The organism is Pseudomonas sp. P108 (assembly GCF_032613195.1).
Taxonomy (GTDB): Bacteria; Pseudomonadota; Gammaproteobacteria; order Pseudomonadales; family Pseudomonadaceae; genus Aquipseudomonas.
This window is the reverse complement of sequence record NZ_CP126691.1, coordinates 1,002,773-1,022,452: the sequence shown is the minus strand read 5'-3', so window position 1 is coordinate 1,022,452 and position 19,680 is coordinate 1,002,773. Positions and strand designations below refer to the sequence as shown.

The window sequence follows — 19,680 nt, the reverse complement described above, 5'->3', positions numbered from 1 at the left end:
ACAAACCCTCTTATTGTTCTGTCAGGGGACGCACGCGCACGCCCTGTTCGAGCTGCGCCAGTTGCGCAGCGTCGTTGATGCCGAAACCGATCTGGGTCACCGCCATCGCCGCAATCGCGGTGGCGGTGCGCAGGGTTTGTTCAGGCGTGTCAGCGCTGAGCAAACCGTGAAGCATGCCGGCCAGCAACGAATCACCGGCACCGACCGTGCTGGCGACGCTGACCTTCGGTGGCGTCGCGTGCAGTGCCGAACCGACGCTGAACCAGTTCACACCGTCGGCGCCGTGGGAGATCACCACGTGCTCGATGCCTTGCGCATGCAAACGCGCCGCTGCTTGCGCTTCCGCCGCGTGCGAAACCACCTCGCAACCGAGCGCATCAGCGAGTTCTTCAGTGTTGGGTTTGATCAGCCATGGACTGGCTTTCAAGGCTTCGCGCAACGCTTCGCCGCTGGAGTCGAGGGCGACTTTCAGACCGAGCTGATTGAGCCGTTCGATCAACTCGCGCAACCACTGCGCCGTGACGCCGCGCGGCAAACTGCCGGCCACCACCACTGCGTCGTGACCCGGTGCGATCTGCAGCAGACGCTCCAACAAGGCCTGCTGCGCGGCGGCGTCGACCACCGGCCCCGGGCCGTTGATGTCGGTGATGCGGCCATCCTGTTCGGCGACCTTGATGTTGCTGCGCGTCTCACCCGGCACGCGGATAAACGCGTCGACAAAACCGCGCTTGGCGAACAGGGTTTCGAACGCTTGCAGATTGTCTTCGCCGAGAAACCCACTGACCGTCAGTTGATGGCCTAGATCGGCCAGCACTTGCGCGACGTTCACGCCTTTACCAGCGGCGTGGGTGTGCATCTCGTCGCTGCGATTGACCTGACCGGCCTCCAGCCGTGGCAACTCAACGGTGAGGTCGAGCGCCGGGTTGAGGGTCAGGGTAAGAATCTTGGCCATTACAGGGCCTCCACTAGTGCGCGCACTTCATTCGCGCTGCCCACGGCCAGGGCCTGTTGAGCAAGGGTTTGCGCCTGAGTCAGGCTGAGTTCGCGGATGCGTGCTTTGACTTCGGCAATGCTGCGCCCTGACACGCTGAGTTCATCGACACCGAGGCCAACCAGCACCGGCACCGCCAGCGGATCAGCTGCGAGTTCGCCGCAAACACCGACCCACTTGCCGTGGGCATGGGCCGCGCGCACTGTGATGTCGATCAGTTGCAGCACCGCCGGGTGCAAGCCGTCGGCCTGCGCCGACAGAGTCGGATGACCGCGGTCGATGGCCAGGGTGTATTGCGTCAGGTCGTTGGTGCCAACGCTGAAGAAGTCGACTTCCTTGGCCAGCACCGGCGCGAGCAAAGCGGCGGACGGCACTTCGATCATGATCCCCAGTTGCAGATCCGCGACCGGGATTTCCAGGCGCAGACGTTCGGTCATGTCACGGGCCTGACGCCACTCTTCAACGCTGCCAACCATCGGGAACATGATGCGCAGCGGACGGTTGTCCGCCGAACGCAGCAAGGCGCGCAATTGCGCTTCCATGATCTGCGGCCGCTGCAAGGTCAGGCGAATGCCGCGCACGCCGAGGAACGGGTTTTCCTCTTTGGCGATCGGCCAATACGGCAGCGGTTTGTCGCCGCCGACATCCAGCGTTCGCACCACCAACGGGCGACCGGCGAGACCATCAAGAACGCGGCGGTATTCGGCTTCTTGCGTCGCCTCGTCCGGCGCTTGCGGATGGGCCATGAAAATCAGTTCGGTGCGCAGCAGACCGATGCCTTCAGCGCCTTGCTCCACCGCGCTGATCACGCCCGCGCTTTCGCCGATGTTGGCGAACACTTCAACGGCGTGACCGTCGCTAGTGTGTGCCGGTTGGTGGCGTTGTTCGGCGGCAATCTTCAGGCGTTGCTCGCGAGTGTCGCGTTCTTCGGCGGCGCGTTGCAGGGTCGCAGCATCGGCGTCGACATGCAGGCGACCGCGCTGGCCGTCGAGCAGCAACGGCGTGCCCGGCGCCAGCAACAACACCGCTGCGCCAGCGCCGACCAGCGCCGGAATCCCGAGCGCTCGCGCGACGATTGCACTGTGCGCGGTGGCGCCGCCGCGTGCGGTGAGAATCCCCGCCACACGCGCCGGGTCCAGCCGCGCGACGTCGGACGGGCCGACTTCGTCCATCACCAGAATGTATGGCTGCTCAGGCTCGCTCGGGGTTTGCACACCACACAGTTGCGCCAGCACGCGGCGGCCGATATCGCGCAGATCCGCCGCACGCTCGGCGAGCAACGCGTCCTGCAACGACTCCTGTTGCTTGGCCGCCGCCTCGATCACTGCCATCCACGCCGCTTCGGCACTTTCGCCCTGCTTGAGGCGGGTGTCGACTTCGTCGGTGAGATCCGGGTCGTCGAGCATTTCCTGGTGGGTGATGAAGATTTCGCGGATGGCTTTGGCTTTGCTACGTTCGATCAGACCTTGAATGTCGCTGCGCACATCGCTGAGGGCTTGCTTGAGGCGTTCGCGCTCGACCGCGGCGGACTCGCCGCGCAGCGGGTAATCGATGGTCTGCTGCACCTGAATATGCGCAGGCCCGATAGCAATGCCCGGTGCTGCCGGGATCGCCTGCAACTGAGTGCCAGACGCCGGAGCGATCAGCACTTCGGCGATGTCGGCGATGACTTCGCGCTGCTGACTTACTGCTGGCAGCGGTTCGACTTCTTCACCAAGGCCTTCTTCAATGGCGGCGAGTAAGGCCGGCAAAGCATCAGCGGCGATGCTCGGTTCGGCAATCAGTTCCAGCACCTGACCACGACGGGCGCCGAGGCTGAGCAGTTTGCTCAAGCTCTTCACCGATACTGCGCTGTCCTGGCCGTCGACGATGCGCACGCGAATTTCGCCATCAAAACTCTTCGCCAGTTGCGCAAGGATCTTCGCCGGACGCGCGTGCAGACCATGGGCATTGGCCAGGGCAATGCGTGCGCTCGGCCAATCGGCGGGCAATTCACCGCCTAGCACTTCGAGAACTTTGCGGCTGCTGGTGGCGCGCCCCAATTCATGGCCGCGACCTTCGATGAGCAATGCGCAAAGACGTTCGAGCAGCGCCTGATGCGCCTCGCCCAAACTGGCCAGACAGAACAAGCCACTGAGTGGCTGACCGAGGTAGCGCATCGGTTTGTCCGGGGTGACAAACGCCAGGCCCGGGCGCTTCACGGTTTGCTCGCTGTGCAACCACCACAAACCATCGCCCAACGGCAGTGCTTCGACCTGTTGCAGCACCGCCGAGAAACCGTTGCTCACACAATCGGCCTGACGCAACAGACGTGCGCCACGCCAGACCAGTTCTTCGAAATCATCGGCCGACACGCCGAGGCCGATCATCTGCGCATCCAGCGCCAGCTCCTGCGGCGCGCCTTGCAGCAGTTTCAGCAGGGCTTCGGGGGAACTGGCGCGCCGCAGGGCCTGGCCCAGATCGGTCTCGCCGAGGGCACGGGTCAGCAGTTGCAGCAGGCGCAGGTGTTCGTCGGATTTGGCAGCGATACCAATCGCCAGATAAACGATCTGGCCATCGCCCCAATCCACGCCTTCCGGGAACTGCATCAGGCGCACGCCAGTGGCGAACACTTGATCGCGGGTTTCCGGGGTGCCGTGGGGAATGGCAATACCTTGACCGAGAAAGGTCGAGCCCTGGGCTTCCCGGGCCTGCAATCCGGCGAGGTAGCCGTCGGCGACCAGACCATCGGCCACCAGATGATTGGCGAGCAGTTGCAGGGCAGCGGGTTTATCCACAGCCGATTGGCCCATGGATATCTGCTCTATAGTGAGCTCGAGCATGCGATCTCCTTTTTGGCGCTTTATGAGTGCCAGGTATTGTTTTGGATGGTTGCAGCTTAGGCGCTCTGCCGCTTTGCTTTTCAGCGGCAGTTTTGGCGGTTTCACGGCAGCACCGGCCAAAGGCGTCTAAAACGTAGAAAATACGCTTGCTGAAACGTTTAATCTAGATTGATCGGCACGTTACTCGATAATGTCCCATCCTTGAAGTCCAACTTGTCGGATGCGCTGCGACAATAGTCGCCTGCCCTAATCGGGTAGGATTGGCGAAAATGTCGCGGCAAGCTCGAATAAACAAGGAAATCCCGGGTTGAAACTCAGTGATATCGCGCGGTTGGCCGGAGTGTCCGTGACCACCGCCAGCTACGTCATCAACGGCAAGGCCGAACAGCAACGCATCAGCACCGCCACCGTCGAGCGGGTGCGGGCGGTGGTCGATCTGCACGGCTTCACGCCAAACCCTCAAGCGGCCGGGCTGCGCAGTCGGCATACGCGCACACTGGGCTTTATTCTGCCGGATCTGGAAAACCCCAGTTACGCGCGGATCGCCAAACTGCTCGAACAAGGTGCGCGAGCGCGTGGCTATCAGTTGCTGATCGCCAGCTCCGACGATGCGCCGGACAGCGAACGGCAATTGCTGCAACTGTTCCGTGCTCGTCGTTGCGATGCGCTGATCGTCGCCAGTTGCCTGCCGGCCGGCGATGACAGCTATCGGCAGTTGCAGGCCAAAGGTCTGCCGATCATCGCCATCGACCGGGTCATGGAACCCGAGCATTTCTGCTCGGTGATCAGTGACGACCGCGAGGCCAGCCTGCACTTGACCCAGAGCCTGCTCGATCCGCAACCGAAGCAGATCGTACTGCTCGGTGCGCGCCCGGAATTGAGCATCAGCCAGGAACGTGCCGCCGGTTTCAAAGAGGCGCTGGTCGATTTCAAAGGCGAAGTGCTGGTCGAACACGCCGAATCCTTCAGCCGTGAGTGCGGCAAGCAGTTGATGGAAGAACTCCTGCAACGTCTGGGGCATTTGCCGGATGCACTGGTGACGACGTCCTACGTGCTGCTGCAAGGCGTGTTCGATGCGCTGCATGACTTTCCGCTGAAATCCCGGCCGCTGCGCCTCGGCACCTTCGGTGATACACAGTTGCTGGATTTCCTGCCGCTGCCGGTCAACGCCATGGCCCAGCAGCACCAGTTGATCGCCGACAAGGCGCTGGAACTGGCACTGGCCGCCGTCGAGCAGTCGGAGTACAAGCCCGGTGTGCAGGCCATCGCGCGGACCTTCAAGCAGCGTATCCACCAGGACTGAGCCGTGGAGCTGATCGACAGCCACACCCACCTCGATTTCCCCGACTTCGACGCCGATCGCGCGGCGTTGCTCGCCGAATGCCGCGCCCTCGGAGTGCGGCGGATGGTGGTGTTGGGGGTTTATGAGGGTAACTGGCAACGGGTGTGGGATCTGGTGCAGAGCGACAAGGACTTGTACGCGGCGTTCGGTCTGCATCCGGTGTATCTCGATCAGCATCGTCCTGAGGATGTGTCAGCGCTCGGTGATTGGCTGACCCGGCTGCGCGGTCATCGACAATTGTGTGCGGTGGGCGAAATCGGTCTGGATTACTTCGTCGAAACGCTGGATCGCGAGCGGCAACAGGCGCTGTTCGAAGCGCAGCTGCAATTGGCGGCGGATTTCCAATTACCGGCATTAATCCACGTTCGCCGTAGTCATGCGGCGATCATCGCTACGCTCAAACGCTTCAAGCTCAAACGCGCGGGGATCATTCACGCCTTCGCCGGCAGCCGTGAAGAAGCGCGGGAGTACATCAAACTCGGTTTCAAACTGGGCCTGGGCGGTGCACCGACCTGGCCGCAGGCGTTGCGCATGCATCGGGTACTGGCGGAACTGCCGCTGGAGTCGATCGTGCTGGAAACCGATTCACCGGACATGGCGCCTGTCATGTTTCCCGGTCAGCGCAACAGCCCGGCGCACTTGCCGGCGATCTGCGAGGCGCTGGCCGAGTTGATGAAGATCAGCCCCGAACATTTAGCCACCACCAGCACCGCCAACAGCTGCGAAGTATTCGGCTGGTAACACATCTCCCCCTGTAGGAGCTGTCGAGTGAAACGAGGCTGCGATCTTTTGATCTTTGAAATCAAGATCAAAAGATCGCAGCGTGCCGCAGCTCCTACAGGGGATTTGTGTACAGCTCAGACGCGGAAGGCGCTGATCAGTTGTTTAAGCTCGACAACTTGGGCTGACAGCGCGCGGCTGGCATCTTCGGTCTGGTGCGCACCTTGCGCCGTGCGTTCGCCGGCGCGGTTGATCTCGACGATATTCTGATCAATGTCGTGGGCCACCGCCGTTTGCTGCTCCACCGCAGCGGCGATCTGCTGGTTCTGATCGACGATCATGCCGACCGCGCCGAGGATGTTTTCCAGCGCCTGCTGAACCTTTTCCGACTGCCCCACCGTGCCGTTGGCCATCTGATGGCTAACGCCCATGGCTTTCACCGCTGCTCCGACGCCGCCGTGCAGCTTGGCGATCATCTGTTCGATTTCTTCGGTCGATTGCTGAGTGCGTTTGGCCAAGGTACGCACTTCGTCTGCGACCACAGCAAAGCCACGTCCCTGCTCGCCGGCACGTGCCGCTTCGATCGCCGCGTTGAGCGCCAGCAAGTTGGTCTGCTCGGCGATGCTCTTGATCACTTCCAGTACACGGCTGATCGACTGACTGTCGCTGGCCAACTGGTTGATCACCAGCACCGACTGGTCGATCTCGCTGGCCAGCGCGGCAATGCTGCCCTGCTGTGATTCGACCAAGCCACGGCCATTGATGGTCTCGTCATTCACGCTGTGAGCACTGCTCACCGCTGCGGCGGCACTGCGCGCCACCTCCAGTGAGGTCGCCGACATCTGGTTCATCGCCGTCGCCACTTGTTCGATCTGCGTGCGCTGTCCCGCCACCGCCTGATTGCTCTGCGCGGAGACGTTTTCAACCTGCCCGGCCTGACGTTCGACCTCGGCGACGGTCTGGCCCACCCGCTCAATCAAGTCGTGAATCTTCCTCACCGTGCCATTGAACACCTCGCCCAACTCACCTAACTCATCGCGACTGCTGGCCTTGAAGTTGACCGTCATGTCACCAGCCGCAACCTTGTCCATCATCGCCCCGAGGCGTTTAAGCGTGGTGCGGGTCGAAGCGTAGAAACCACCATAGAGATAGAAAATCAGCACAAACACCACCGACAGCGCCACCGCCTGCAAGACCATGTGTGTGCGGTTTTGCGCCAGACGCTGCTGCAATTGAGTGTCGAGGAATTTCAACGTGGCTTCGTTGAGCTCATAGGTCTTGCCGATCAGCCCAGTGACCTGATCGTAAAAAGCCTGCCACGGCGCATCGAGGGTGTCGGCCATGACGACCTGCTCTTCGAACAGTTCGCTGGCCTGTTTCAGCGAGGCCTTGCTGCTGTCGGCCGCAGCGCTGAGGGTTTCCCGCGCTGCTTTGCTGGAGCCGAGGGCGTCCTGCAGTTTCAAACCGTATTCGGCCTGGAGTTTTTCGATCTGCACCATCAACTCGTCGAAACGTGTGCTTGAAGAGCTGTTGAGAAAACCCTGACCCAATGAATAAGAACCCATGGCCCGGCCTTCGCCGAGAGTTTGCGTGACGGACGGCGTAATCAGGGTGACCAGTTCGCTGAGCTGACGGATGTCGCTCTGGTTGTCGCGGCTCAGCCCGGCCTGACTGGTGATGATCTGGCTGAAAATCTGCGCACTGGCCAGCAGTTTGCCAATCAACGCGCTTTTACTCTGCAGCGAGTTTTCCACTTGCTGGGCCTTGAACGCGGCGATCATTTCATCACGCTTGTCGTCGAATACTTTGATCTGCTCGGGATCGTCGGTCATTGCCGTCAGTCCCTGCAGGCGCGCCAGAACCGCCTGTTCGAGCGTGGTGATCTGCGCCTCGACATTCCCGGCCTTGCCCGACTGGCCGAGGCTGACGTTGATCTGCACCAGATTGTTGAGGGTTTCCAGATCCCGGCGCAGGGCCAGGCTGCTGCCCAGCAGATCAAGGCTTTGCAGCTCGACGCGGGTGCCCTGGAATTCGCGATAGGAATCGCGCACCAGATAGAAATTGGTCACCAGCATCGGCACCAGGAACAGCACGCTGATCAGGCTGAACTTCATGCCGAAGCTCAGACGGTTCATCAGCGAGACGGCGGGATAGAGCAAGCTCTTCACTGGAAGTCTCCCTTGGTTTTTCTTGTTTTTATTGGCAGGCGCGGGGCGACAGCAGATAGCCACTATCGAGCGCTATCTCTGTATAGCTCAAATCGGAGGGAGGTTTTGTAACTTAAGGTTAACGACAAAAAGATCGCAGCCTGCGGCAGCTCCCACAGGAAACACACAATCCCTGTGTAGGAGCTGCCGCAGGCTGCGATCTTTTGATCGTTCTTTAAATCAGTGAAATCAGTGGATCAGGACTGTCCACAGGGCAAACCCGGCATACCACAGCACTGCCGCGCGCAGCAGCAGTTCCCACAGGCAATCGAGGGTGTTGATGCCTTCCGGCCCGACCACCGGAGGTGGAATCTCGCCTGCCGCCAAACCGACCCGATTGATCAGTTGCGCCGCGCTGATGTTCCAGTTGAGCAGTTCATGCAGCATCACCCGACTGACCGCAACAAAGTTGCCGACCAGTGCCATGCTCGCCGCCAGCAAGCGTACCGGCAGCCAGTCGAAGGCGTGCCGCAGTTGCGCGGCGCGCTCGACCAGCGCCGGGTTCTGCCCGTGTTCTTGCGCCAGCGCCAACAAGCGATAGGCCAGTGCCGCCACCGGGCCGAGCACGAAATACCAGAAGATCACCGCAAAAAAGCTCTGGTAAGCCTGCCACAGAAGATGCCCCTGCACACGCTCGAGCAACTGCTCGCCGCTGTCGGCGCAAATATTCAGATCACGCTTGGCCACATGCGCCGCGGCTTGCAGATCCTCACGGCGCCAGGCATCACGGAACGGCCCGAGACCGCCGAGCAAGTCGCCGCGCCCCAGACTGTAAATCACCACCAGCAAATGCACCGGCAACGCCAGCAAGCCGTAAGCCACCGGCTCCAGCACCACCAGCAACAGCGCCAGCAAGGCCACCGGAAACAGCACCAGAATGCTCAGCACCAGCCACGGCTGTTTCGCCAGACGCTCGCTGCTTTCGAGTTTGTTCAGTTCGCGGATCCATCCGCCATCGCGTTGAACCCGATGACGCAGGGCCGAAAACTTCTCGATCCACAGCGCCAGCAGTAACACCAGAAAACTCATTGTCCTTCCTCTTGTGCCAGGGCCGCGCGGTAACGCGCCCAGTCGAATGCCGGGCCAGGATCGGTCTTACGCCCGGGTGCTATGTCACTGTGCCCGCAAATGCGCGCGCCGGTGATGGCCGGAAATGCGCTTTGCAACTGACGTGTCAGCGCCGTCAACGCCTGATACTGCGCGTCGGTGAACGGCAGATCATCGGTGCCTTCGAGCTCGATGCCCACGGAAAAATCGTTACAGGTTTCGCGCCCTTCGAACACCGATACACCCGCATGCCACGCCCGCTCAAGACAGGAGACAAACTGGGTGACCTTGCCGTCACGTTCAATCAGAAAATGCGCCGAAACGCGCAAGTCGGCGATCCCTGCAAAGTAGGGGTGTTCGGTGACATCCAGACGATTCTGGAAAAATTCATGTACCTTGCCCGTGGCAAACTGCGCCGGCGGCAGGCTGATGTTGTGGATAACCAACAGGGAAATTTCGCCCGCAGGGCGTTCATTGAAGTTGGGCGATGGGCAGACCTGCACCCCGTGACACCACCCGCTAGCGGGATCCAACTGCATACCGATTCCTTCAACGCCGACTGTGTTGGCGCCCAGTATGCCGTGATCGGCCCCCGGCGCGCGATCACTTGCCGCGATTGAGTCGCCGCAGATTGCCCAGTACCGACTCCAGCGCCCGATCAAACAGCAAGGTGTCATCCAGTGCGCGTACCGCACCACGCTGGAATTCCTCGGCCAGCGCAAGGCGACTGCGCTCCAGTACCTTCATGCCGGTGCGATCGACAAACACATATTTGCCGGTGGCTTCGATGATCGCCGCGAGTTTGCAACGCAGACTGTGTTCATCGTCCTCTTGAAACGCCACCCAACTGCCCAGACGCAGTTGCTCGACCTGGCGCAAACCGACGGCATCGTGGGACAAACGTGCCGATGACAGCGCCATGCTGCTGTCGTCGGCGCTTTGCAGCACGATCTGTTGCGAGACCTCAATCATCGAAGCGGCCGGTTCTGCCTCGACGGAGCGCTCCAGCACCTGCACATGCAGGGCTTCAAGTTCGCTGAAAAACTCGCTGGTGGCGAACGGGTCGAACGCCGAACTGGTCAGGCCATCACGCAGCGACTTGAGCAACCCCGGTACCAGCGCCAGCAAGCGCAGACTGGATTCAGCGTCTTCGTGACGCTGCACACTCCAGATCAATTGCTCCATGGTTTGCACATCGGCCTGCCATTCGGCTGACTGATCGCCATGCTTGAGGCACGTCAGCAGCAGTACTTTGCTCCACGCATCCTGTACGAAGGTGACCACGGAAGGCGGCAGCGTCTTGCCCAGCAATGCCTGATTCAAAGCCCGTTCGACCCGGCGCCGGGCCAGTTCGGTTTTCGCTCGCCCCTCTTCGGCGTCACGCAGACGCTGTTCAAGCAGCTCGCTGCGACGGCGTTCATCACTGGTGAACGCGAGGAAATCGGCGAGCAATTCGGAAAAAATCGCCGGATCATCGACAAAGTCAGTCAGCAGGCGCTGCACCACTTGTTCGATACGCAGGTACAAGCTGTCACGCGCGTCACCGTCACAATCGCCCCAGCCCATGGCCGCCTCGGCGATTTCATTGAGCAGGCGCCGCGCCGGATGCGTGCTGCGGCTGAAGAAACTCTTGTCGAGCACCGCGACCTTGAGCATCGGGATCTGTAACCGGGCGATCAGGGCCTTGAGCGAATCCGGGACATTGCGGTCTTCAAGAATGCAGTCGAAGACCATGGCGATCAGATTGATCACGTCTTCGTCCGCATCGCCCACAATCCGCGATTTGCCACTTCTGACGCTGACCCGGGTCAGCAGTTGTTCGAGCTGATTGCGTAGATCGAAATCATCCTGTGCCGCCAACTCGGGCACGTATTGCTGCAAATGCGAGAGCAGGCGCAGCAGATCGCGGGTGGAAATCGGTTGAACCGCAAAGCTGGATTCCAGCGTCGGTGCGACAGTGCCACGTACATGCGAAAGCAACTCTTGCAACGCGGCGAAGACCTCTTGCACGCTTTCATCGACAGGCGGCAGATCGTCGCTTTCACCACTTTCCACATTCGCGATCGCCCGATCAATGGCGCGGCGTGCAGGGGCCGGCTTCAAGTCCGGCAACACACCGGTGGCGAGCAGCAATTGATTGGCTTCGGCGTAAAGCTGTTCGGTGTCGGCCAGGACATAGCGCTCGAACAGTTTGAGCAGGATCAGTTTGACCTTGATCTCCACGCCCAGATTACGCCCGGCCTGGAGGAAAAACTCGCAGAGCAGCGCCGGGCCGAGCGGGTTGTGCTGATCATCGAGGGTCTTGCCGAGCAGCGCGTTAAGCCGTGCGGTCAGTTGATCGAGGGCGAAGCCGTCACGCTTGAGCACACGACCGACCATGGTCTCGACCGCCACGCTGCGTTCCATATCGTCGTTGCGGGGGGCCAGCTCGTCGTATATCAGCGCGTGCGGCAGCGTGTTGTGCGCAGGATCGTATTGGGTCAGGCCGACGAAGGCTTCGAAGAATTGCTCGAGAAAACCGCGTTCGATGTTTTTGCGCTTCAGGCGCAGGTCGCGCATGGCTTCGAAAAAGATGTTCTGTTCGACGTCGTTGCGCGCCCGGTCGGCCATTTCGAACAGCGTGTCGTCGGCGTTATCGAACAGCTCCTGCAAACCGTGGCGCAGTTGCTGGGCAGCCTTGTCGCGAACCTGAAGCAGAATCACAGGCAGGCGGGCGAGCGGCGAGTGATTCGCCTGATCGGCAGTGCCTTTGTGCAAAGGCACCACTTTCCCGTCGTTGTGCATCCAAGCCTCCTGAAACGGTGATTCGTTCGGTCAAGCCAACCCGGATCCCTGTGGGAGCGAGCCTGCTCGCGATGGCGGTGTGTCAGCCGTAGCAATGTCACTGAAAGAATGCATTCGCGAGCAGGCGCGCTCCCGCAAGTTCAATCAGGACGTCAAAGCTATGACGTCAAATGCAAGGCGAATTATCTTTCATAACTTGCACCCGGCGCCATAGCCGTCAGGGTTTCCCCTATACCGCCCCTTTCAGTGACCACGCCTGGCCGGGTTTGCTCAAAGAAAATCGACCGGATGCAGGCTGGCACGCGCGTTCTCGCCTTGGGTTGGCTCGCGCCATGCCCCTATAATCGAACCACTTTGTTTGTGGAGCCCGTTATGCCGAATCTACGTCTCGCCGACTTGACCGCCGAAATCGAAGCCAACGTGCGCCGTGCGTTGCTCGAAGACATCGGCAGCGGCGACATCACCGCGCAACTGATCCCGGCCGAACGCCTGGCCAAAGCCACCATCATCACTCGCGACGCGGCCGTTATCTGCGGCACTGCCTGGGTCGATGCGGTGTTTCGTCAGCTTGACCCGCGGGTCGCGGTGCATTGGCAAGTGGTCGATGGCGAGCGGGTAAAGCCCAATCAACCGTTATTTCATCTGGAAGGCCCGGCCCGTTCGCTGCTGACCGGTGAGCGCAGTGCGCTGAATTTTCTGCAATTGCTGTCCGGCGTAGCTACGCGCGCGCAGTACCTGGCCGATTTCGTCGGTGCCACTCAGGTCAAACTGCTCGACACCCGCAAGACTCTGCCGGGTCTGCGTCTGGCACAGAAATACGCGGTGACCTGCGGAGGCTGCCACAACCATCGCATCGGTCTGTACGACGCGTTCCTGATCAAGGAAAACCATATCGCCGCCAGCGGTGGCATCCCACAGGCGATTGCCGCCGCGCACAAGATTGCCCCGGGCAAACCGGTGGAAGTCGAAGTGGAAAGTCTGGAGGAGCTGAAGGAGGCACTGGCCGCCGGCGCCGACATCATCATGCTCGACGAACTGAGCCTGGATGACATGCGCGAAGCCGTGCGCCTGAACGGCGGCAAGGCGAAACTGGAGGCCAGCGGCGGTATCAACGAAAGCACACTGCTGCCGATCGCCGAAACCGGAGTGGACTACATCTCGATTGGCGCGATGACCAAGGATGTCAAAGCGGTGGATCTGTCGATGCGCCTCAGTCTCTGAATACTGCGCGCAATAAAAAACGCCAGCCCGGTTGAGGCTGGCGTTTTTGTATCAGACCACCAGATTATTCATCTCGCAGTACTCTTCCCACTCGACACCCAGCACTTCGGCCGCCTCTTTGTGCAGCACGAGGCGCTGTGCCTCGAACTCTTCCGGCGTGCTCGTGTACTTGAGTGTCAACTCCCACGGCTGCAAGCCCTGGGCTTCGGCTTCGTCTTCGAAGGCCCACTGGATCTGATCTTTCTGATCATCGGGACTCAGGTCCTTGATCTCTTCTTTCAGGTCCGGTACGTCCAGAATGTACTTTTCCAGCGCTTGTTCGTGACGTTGCTCTTGAGTTAATTCGGTCATGGCGTTCTCGCTGATCTTAGGAATGGAGGATGGATCTGGATCATCAAGGATCTCTCTGACGCGGATTTGTCCGGCCTTCGGAACCATTCGGGATCATCTGAAAACTGCTGGGCGATGCTCATGCAGGCTCCGAATATAGGACGTTTGCATGACGAATTACACGGCTCTTTACATCTCTCTCACAAAAAGCTGACCTGCGGAACATAAATCCGCTTTTGCGATGGGTGAGAGTGTTTAAGAAGGTGGTGCCCGAGACAGGAATCGAACCTGCGACCTTCTACGAGCTAGTTTGGCCTATTCGGCTCTACAAGCTAGTACAAAAATGGCAAAACGCCAAGGTGTTCGCGGCGCAGTAACCTCAAGGGATGGTTGAGCCCTGTCCCTCCTCCAATAGCACCGATCCAATATAGCAATCCACAAAGCCAACCTACCAAAACAACTCGTAAAACCAACCTATCAAAACAACCCATAAAACCAACCCACCACAGCAACTCATAAAACCAACTTACCTCAGCAACCCATAAAACCAACCTATCAAAACAACCCATAAAACCAACCCATAAAACCAACCCACCACAGCAACTCATAAAACCAACTTACTTCAGCAACTCATAAAATCAACTCATAAAACCAACTCATAAAACCAACCCGAAATAAGTTTGACAATCAAACCTCACATATCACAACATATATGCAACTAGTCGATAGACATTGCACATGTACAGCACAATAAAGATCAAAAACCCATCACCAACCCAAACCTCAGTCGAAAGTACTGAAATAGAGTCTCTGCACAGTACACTCATTGAAATGACTGCACTCTATATCCCATGCATAATTACACCTAGTGGTGAGCCATGGGAGGATGGTATTAACTTCATAACTGATCTTACCAAACCTGAGTACCGTGCTATCACTAATTACGAGACATTAAAAGGGATTGCTGATGATCTCGTCACGTTTATGAATGTAATGCACACCAACAACATGAGCTACAAAACGGATCACAGACTAAAGCCATTACGCCCAACTTACTTTTTTAGCCAATACATTGCAGATAGTAAATATGCCACTAGCACCGGAAATAGAAAGATAAATCGCGTCGTAACATTTTATCGCTGGCTGATGTCTTCCCGCAATGTAACTTTCAAATACACATTATGGATAGAAAAGAAAACAGTTGTTAGGTACGAACAAAAGATAGGCCTAGCCAGATACAAAGAAATCATCAGCACTGACCTTAATATTAAATCGAAAGGTGAACCAGCATCAGCAAATAGTGTTATTGATGATGGGAAATTGTTTCCACTGGACGATGATGACCAGTTCAAACTTCTCCAATCACTAAAGACACTCAACAATTACGTAATGATTTTAATATTCGTTGCCTCACTTATTACAGGGGCGCGGATTCAGTCGGTATGCACTCTTAGAAAAAAGCATTTTGAAAAGAAAAACATATCCGATGACGAAATTATAAACGTGAGATCTGGGCCCGGGACTGGCATTGACACCAAATACTCAAAGGCTGGTGTGCTTGAGTTTCCCGGCTGGCTTTACAATATGATCAAGACATACATATCAAGTGCAGATTACGCGAACCGCGTTACTAAACTGGCATCGCAGTATAGCGCTGCTGATAATTACGTTTTCATAAGCACGCACGGAAACCCATTTTACGCAGCAAATGACGACACTCATTATAAAAACTCTCAATGGTCTCCAAAGGGCAATTCAATAAGAACCTTTATCCACTGCCAACTCACACCCATCCTTAATCTAAATGGATTCAATAGAAGCTTTCACTTTCACGACATCCGTGCAACTACGGGACTTAACCTACTGCTTGACAATCTCGCATTAGTAGAGCTAGGGATTATAAGCATGGATAATCTACTCAAAATGGTCCAAGAAAAACTGGGGCACTCAAAGCTAGATACAACCCTTCAGTATTTGTCATTGGCAAAAAAAACGTCTGATAAAAAACTGATCCAAACAGCTTGGGAGAACAAGATGCTTCCAAACCGAAACACACTCATTCACGACACCTTAAATACGCATGAACCAAAACTCAAACATATATGAAATCAAGCTTGAGGACGCGTCTGTAACTGATTTCGAAGCCATTGCGACCGCGAATTCGCCAGAGCTTTACAAAATTCTATCCCCCAAGGGTAAAACCGCAATTCAAATAGGTGCGATAGCATACCTGGTAAGAATGCGCACAGATTGGATTTACTCGGTTGAAAAACACAGCTTCAGGCCTTCACGCCGAAATGTCATCTCGAAGATAGTTATTGGATCTCTGCAAAGTATCGCCCAAAAAAATCTATCTGAAGTCACTGTTAGAAACCAAATAAAAAACGGAATTGCATTCGTAGATTGGGCAGACTTCAACGGATACAAAGACATCTTTGAAGATATACAAAATGCAAGACACGCGTTTCACAACTATATCCTTGAGCTTCGAGACGAGCTTCTCTACGCCGGACTTAACTCTCAGACAGCATTGCATAAACAAGGAGGAGCGCTCGCCATTTTAACATGGTGGTATGAACATAAAATATCAAAAGTAAAATCCGGAATTAGCCCAATAAGGTTCAACAATGATACTAATCATACAGAAATCCCGGACGAAGACGAAGTAAATCAAGCGCTACATCTCGCGGATAACCTTTTTCATAACATCACTGACTTTTTACTCGATAAACTTCCTTTTCCTTACCTTCTCCACCTCCCCAACGAAAGCGCTTGGGCGCTGCCCTGTACTTGCTGGATTATGCCGAAATGGAAATTGGCTAAGCGAGAGGAGATGGTCAATGGGAACTGGATGTGGGATTACGCTAATGGACAGCTAAATTCACTTGACTATATAGCGAAGAAGTTTGACTACCCTCCTAGCGGCGCGAGATCTAATCGTAAACGAAGCGAATTAGCTTTGGAGCGCGCCAACTTAGACCCCCGTCATCCGGCCAGACTAAGGATAGCGTACTGGGCAGTAAATTCATTTCAATTAAAAATGTTTGCCATTACAGGAATTAACCCCGCAGACCTAGTCAAACAAGTATGGGAACCAAAGATGGAAGACAACCCCGTCATAACGCGTCAACATTTCCGAAGCTTTAAAACTAGAGCCGGACACTTAGTAGACTTTGAGATTCACATTAAATTCCTAAAAGAGTTCCAAAAATACTGCCGCCTGAGGAATTTTCTTGCTGATGGCAGAGACACTAATTTACTTTTTTTTCGTGATACCGGATCAAAGCTTATACCTATCGACCCGAACTTCTTATATACATATTTCGACCTAGCAAAAAAACAATTTGATCCGCACCTAAAACCCGTCAACGCCCGTCAGTGGCGAGTATTCAAAGCCGACTGGGTAGCTAATCACTTTGGAGTTACCGCAGCTGCGGAGCAACTACAAAATAGGGTGGAAACAGTTGAAAAAAGTTATACCAACGGAAGCGAATTTCAGCAAAACTTGGAATTTTCTAATTTCTTTGATGAATTAGAATCACACATTCAAAATTATGAAACTACTGGAACCCTTAAAATTCCCGGAGGGAATTGTAATGGCACTCCAGGCGCACACTCAAAATTTAATCATCTTTCCCGAATCGAACCTGACTGTAAAAATATGGTCGGGTGCCTGTTTTGCAAAAACTTCGCTGTAAACCCAGATAGCGAGGGAGTAAGAAAACTACTCAGCATGCAATATTTTATAAATGAGCTTGAACAAGCAACATCTTCCGATGCACATTTCGATAATCTTTTCGGGGAATCAAAAAGCGCATTGAAACACCTAATAAAAACCATTGAACTTATTTCAGAAGATAAAAAAAACCTAGTCAATCAAATACAGGGAGAAGTCTTTGATGGACAACTCACAAATTACTGGTCAGCAAAATTGTCATTATTTATTGATTTAGGATTTATTCAATGAGTGCGCTTCCATCCATCCTTTCGAACACCTCTATCCTTTCAGCACCTGATACCTATGATTGGCGCAATCGAAAGAATATGACACCCGAAGTACCAAAAAACTTCGTTATTAGCCGAGACGAGCAAGGAGAACCGCTTTCTTTAGCGCAAGATATGACATGGAAGCTGGGCCCATATGATCATCGAACCCGTTCATATAAGAATATAAATTTCGTTTCTAGGAACTACTCAAGCGACTTGCTACTTATCAAGCAAGTACAGTGGTTAATGTTCCTAATAATGTATACACGCGAACGAGGTCAGCTTGGGTCAGGAATCTCTGTGGGGACACTCCAAGCATATCATCGTCTTTTAGGCAAAATGTCTGTTTTTTGTGAATCAAAAGAAGTTGATTTATTTTATATTTTTAAGACCAGCCACTCCTTCAAAGAGTTTACCGAAACTATTACTGCGAGTGAAGACATAGCCAGGGCGTACACGTTAGCCTACCATTTAAGTACATTAGATACCGGGCTTCTTGGCTTTGAAACCGACTTATCTAATATTGCATACAATAACATTCGGGACAGAAAATATGACGACAACCAGACTGCTATTATCCCTCCTCGAATTTACCTAAGTGGCTTAGCTTGCCTCAGAGGGCGAATTGATGAGTTTGTAAATCATGGAGCAATGATACGCCCCTTCTTGACAGAACTGGAAAGTTACTATACCTCTAATTCACATACTGGTAAAAATAGCACTTTGTCGTCTCAAGTAGTAATCGACAAAGCAGCGCACTACGGGTTGAGCAATCTGTTCAGCAAACATGACGTATCCTGCACCGTTAGTCTAGGCAGATACTTAAGGAGCATCCAGTTTGCCTCAAAGTGTACGATACATGCATTTTCTGGAATGAGGGATGACGAAGCGTATAGCCTTCGATACAACTGCCTCACAACAAAAAAAATTAAAAACCGGAATGTACTTCGCTTACTTGGCATCACCACCAAACTTTCAAAATCCAGAAAATCAACCTACTGGATAACAAGCCCTAAGATAAACAACGCCCTAAGCGCCGCAAGATTAATATGTGATGTAATCGCTCATAGCTACGGCGTCCCCTCCGACACAATGCTTTTGTTTCCAAATTTGAGCAATTTGAGCTTTCACATGTCTAAAAAGAGATTTAGCGGCGATCTCGACACACCTGCAAACTTAGTTCACTGGCACATGAACTATATTTTCGACCATGCCGACATGGTAATCACTGCTGAGGATTACGATAATCTAACAAAAGTTGACTTTCAAAAAAAATGGATTGCTGATGAAAGATTCCAAATAAATAAGCATTGGCATTTTACCACCCACCAATTCAGACGCTCGCTTGCTTTCTACGGAATACAAAGCAACTTGATAACTTATACTTCATTGAAGCGCCAGCTCCAACATCTATCTAGGGCGATGACATTATTTTACGCACGAGGACGAAATAAATATTCCAATTTGTTCGGCTATGAAATTAATCATTTCAAGAATGAATATCGCTCCATGAACAATATAGTGTCAGCGTTGAACTATTCTTCGGAGGTACTCAATTCTAAAGTCCAACTTCATGGGGGGCATGGAGCTTGGATTGAATCAAAGAAAAAGTCAGAGTCCACTGTAAATATTATTATGACCGATGCAGAGACTACGAGAATTGCGATTCATGATGGCAAGATTGCTTACAAATCTACCGTCCTCGGCGGCTGCACTAATATAGACGATTGCGACCGGATAATGAGGGCACCTTTAACTTCTTGCCTGCGCTGCCCAGGCGCCGTACTAACTGAAATAAAGATGCAAAAAACCATCAAATCACAAAGGATATTCTTAAATTCGCTCGGTATTGGAACCTCAGAATACCTGACCGAACTGGAAGATCTTTTAGAGTTAGAAACTTACTACCGGAATAAATTTGGAGAAATCAAAGATGCGTAACATACTATGCTGCTTTGAAGCCTTGGAACGTCTTAAGTCCAAGCAATGCATCAACATACCCAACAATAGTAAAATAAACCTTGACACGGTAGCGACGGAAGCAGGGCTATATCGAGGATTTATTCGAAGATCCAATGGGAGATTTAAGTTATTAATCGACGCCATAGAGCAAGCTGCGAACTCAACAAAAGACTCAACCACTACATATACGTCGGAAAAAGTCAGAAAACTAAAGTCCGAAAAAAATCACTATAAAAAGCTTTACGAGGACTCAGTAGCACGAGAAGT

13 protein-coding genes are annotated in these 19,680 nt (G+C 54.6%); 6 read left to right on the top strand and 7 right to left on the bottom strand.

Annotated features, from left to right (window positions below; all coding sequences use genetic code 11):
- Positions 1-10: 10 nt before the first annotated feature.
- A complete protein-coding gene (gene pfkB / locus QOM10_RS04300) occupies positions 11-952 on the bottom strand; it encodes a 1-phosphofructokinase (RefSeq protein WP_160038267.1) in 942 nt (313 codons plus the stop codon).
- Entirely contained in the window at positions 952-3,813 is a 2,862-nt protein-coding gene (ptsP, locus tag QOM10_RS04295) for a phosphoenolpyruvate--protein phosphotransferase (RefSeq protein WP_150749585.1), read from the bottom strand. The genes pfkB and ptsP overlap by 1 nt, the downstream gene beginning before the upstream one ends.
- 307 nt (positions 3,814-4,120) lie before the next feature.
- Here ptsP and cra point away from each other — a divergent pair, with 307 nt between their 5' ends.
- Positions 4,121-5,116: a catabolite repressor/activator gene (gene cra, locus QOM10_RS04290; RefSeq protein WP_095119519.1), complete on the top strand. Its 996-nt coding sequence runs from the start codon at positions 4,121-4,123 to the stop codon at positions 5,114-5,116.
- Between the two features lie 3 nt (positions 5,117-5,119).
- Positions 5,120-5,896 (top strand): TatD family hydrolase, encoded by a 777-nt coding sequence (locus QOM10_RS04285; protein ID WP_316917668.1) that lies wholly within the window; start codon positions 5,120-5,122, stop codon positions 5,894-5,896.
- A 116-nt stretch (positions 5,897-6,012) separates the two neighbouring features.
- Here QOM10_RS04285 and QOM10_RS31235 read toward each other — a convergent pair whose 3' ends face one another.
- The 4 genes from QOM10_RS31235 to QOM10_RS04265 all read right to left on the bottom strand — a co-directional run bounded on the left by QOM10_RS31235 (position 6,013) and on the right by QOM10_RS04265 (position 11,913).
- Entirely contained in the window at positions 6,013-6,717 is a 705-nt protein-coding gene (locus QOM10_RS31235; RefSeq protein ID WP_371857645.1) for a methyl-accepting chemotaxis protein, read from the bottom strand.
- Positions 6,718-8,271: 1,554 nt separating this feature from the next.
- Positions 8,272-9,111, bottom strand: coding sequence for a regulatory signaling modulator protein AmpE (gene ampE, locus QOM10_RS04275; protein ID WP_127925795.1), 840 nt, complete (start codon positions 9,109-9,111; stop codon positions 8,272-8,274).
- On the bottom strand, positions 9,108-9,668 hold the full coding sequence (ampD, locus tag QOM10_RS04270) for a 1,6-anhydro-N-acetylmuramyl-L-alanine amidase AmpD (RefSeq protein ID WP_150749587.1): 561 nt from the start codon (positions 9,666-9,668) through the stop codon (positions 9,108-9,110). Before ampD ends, ampE begins: the two co-directional genes overlap by 4 nt.
- 64 nt (positions 9,669-9,732) lie before the next feature.
- On the bottom strand, positions 9,733-11,913 hold the full coding sequence (locus QOM10_RS04265; protein WP_150749588.1) for a DUF1631 domain-containing protein: 2,181 nt from the start codon (positions 11,911-11,913) through the stop codon (positions 9,733-9,735).
- Between the two features lie 372 nt (positions 11,914-12,285).
- Here QOM10_RS04265 and nadC point away from each other — a divergent pair, with 372 nt between their 5' ends.
- Positions 12,286-13,134 carry a carboxylating nicotinate-nucleotide diphosphorylase gene (gene nadC, locus QOM10_RS04260; RefSeq protein WP_316917666.1) on the top strand — a complete coding sequence of 283 codons (849 nt, stop codon included), beginning with the start codon at positions 12,286-12,288 and terminating at the stop codon, positions 13,132-13,134.
- A 51-nt stretch (positions 13,135-13,185) separates the two neighbouring features.
- On the opposite strand, the gene QOM10_RS04255 is transcribed toward nadC, so the two are convergent.
- Positions 13,186-13,485, bottom strand: a complete 300-nt coding sequence (locus QOM10_RS04255) for a DUF6388 family protein (RefSeq protein WP_123452824.1) — start codon at positions 13,483-13,485, stop codon at positions 13,186-13,188.
- 717 nt (positions 13,486-14,202) lie between these two features.
- Between QOM10_RS04255 and QOM10_RS04250 the strand changes: the two genes are divergently transcribed.
- The 3 genes from QOM10_RS04250 to QOM10_RS04240 are packed head-to-tail and all read left to right on the top strand — an operon-like array spanning position 14,203 to position 19,392.
- Positions 14,203-15,570: a hypothetical protein gene (locus QOM10_RS04250; RefSeq protein ID WP_316917665.1), complete on the top strand. Its 1,368-nt coding sequence runs from the start codon at positions 14,203-14,205 to the stop codon at positions 15,568-15,570.
- Entirely contained in the window at positions 15,545-17,431 is a 1,887-nt protein-coding gene (locus QOM10_RS04245; RefSeq protein WP_316917664.1) for a hypothetical protein, read from the top strand. Before QOM10_RS04250 ends, QOM10_RS04245 begins: the two co-directional genes overlap by 26 nt.
- Positions 17,428-19,392: a hypothetical protein gene (locus tag QOM10_RS04240; RefSeq protein ID WP_316917663.1), complete on the top strand. Its 1,965-nt coding sequence runs from the start codon at positions 17,428-17,430 to the stop codon at positions 19,390-19,392. Before QOM10_RS04245 ends, QOM10_RS04240 begins: the two co-directional genes overlap by 4 nt.
- The last annotated feature ends 288 nt before the right edge of the window (positions 19,393-19,680 follow it).

Bases quoted from the DNA above. Each gene is read 5' to 3' on its own strand.
- pfkB (WP_160038267.1), bottom strand. From the start codon at position 952: ATGGCCAAGATTCTTACCCTGACCCTCAACCCGGCGCTCGACCTCACC.
- ptsP (WP_150749585.1), bottom strand. From the start codon at position 3,813: ATGCTCGAGCTCACTATAGAGCAGATATCCATGGGCCAATCGGCTGTG.
- QOM10_RS31235 (WP_371857645.1), bottom strand. From the start codon at position 6,717: ATGTCGGCGACCTCACTGGAGGTGGCGCGCAGTGCCGCCGCAGCGGTG.
- ampE (WP_127925795.1), bottom strand. From the start codon at position 9,111: ATGAGTTTTCTGGTGTTACTGCTGGCGCTGTGGATCGAGAAGTTTTCG.
- ampD (WP_150749587.1), bottom strand. From the start codon at position 9,668: ATGCAGTTGGATCCCGCTAGCGGGTGGTGTCACGGGGTGCAGGTCTGC.
- QOM10_RS04265 (WP_150749588.1), bottom strand. From the start codon at position 11,913: ATGCACAACGACGGGAAAGTGGTGCCTTTGCACAAAGGCACTGCCGAT.
- nadC (WP_316917666.1), top strand. From the start codon at position 12,286: ATGCCGAATCTACGTCTCGCCGACTTGACCGCCGAAATCGAAGCCAAC.
- QOM10_RS04255 (WP_123452824.1), bottom strand. From the start codon at position 13,485: ATGACCGAATTAACTCAAGAGCAACGTCACGAACAAGCGCTGGAAAAG.
- QOM10_RS04250 (WP_316917665.1), top strand. From the start codon at position 14,203: ATGTACAGCACAATAAAGATCAAAAACCCATCACCAACCCAAACCTCA.
- QOM10_RS04245 (WP_316917664.1), top strand. From the start codon at position 15,545: ATGAACCAAAACTCAAACATATATGAAATCAAGCTTGAGGACGCGTCT.
- QOM10_RS04240 (WP_316917663.1), top strand. From the start codon at position 17,428: ATGAGTGCGCTTCCATCCATCCTTTCGAACACCTCTATCCTTTCAGCA.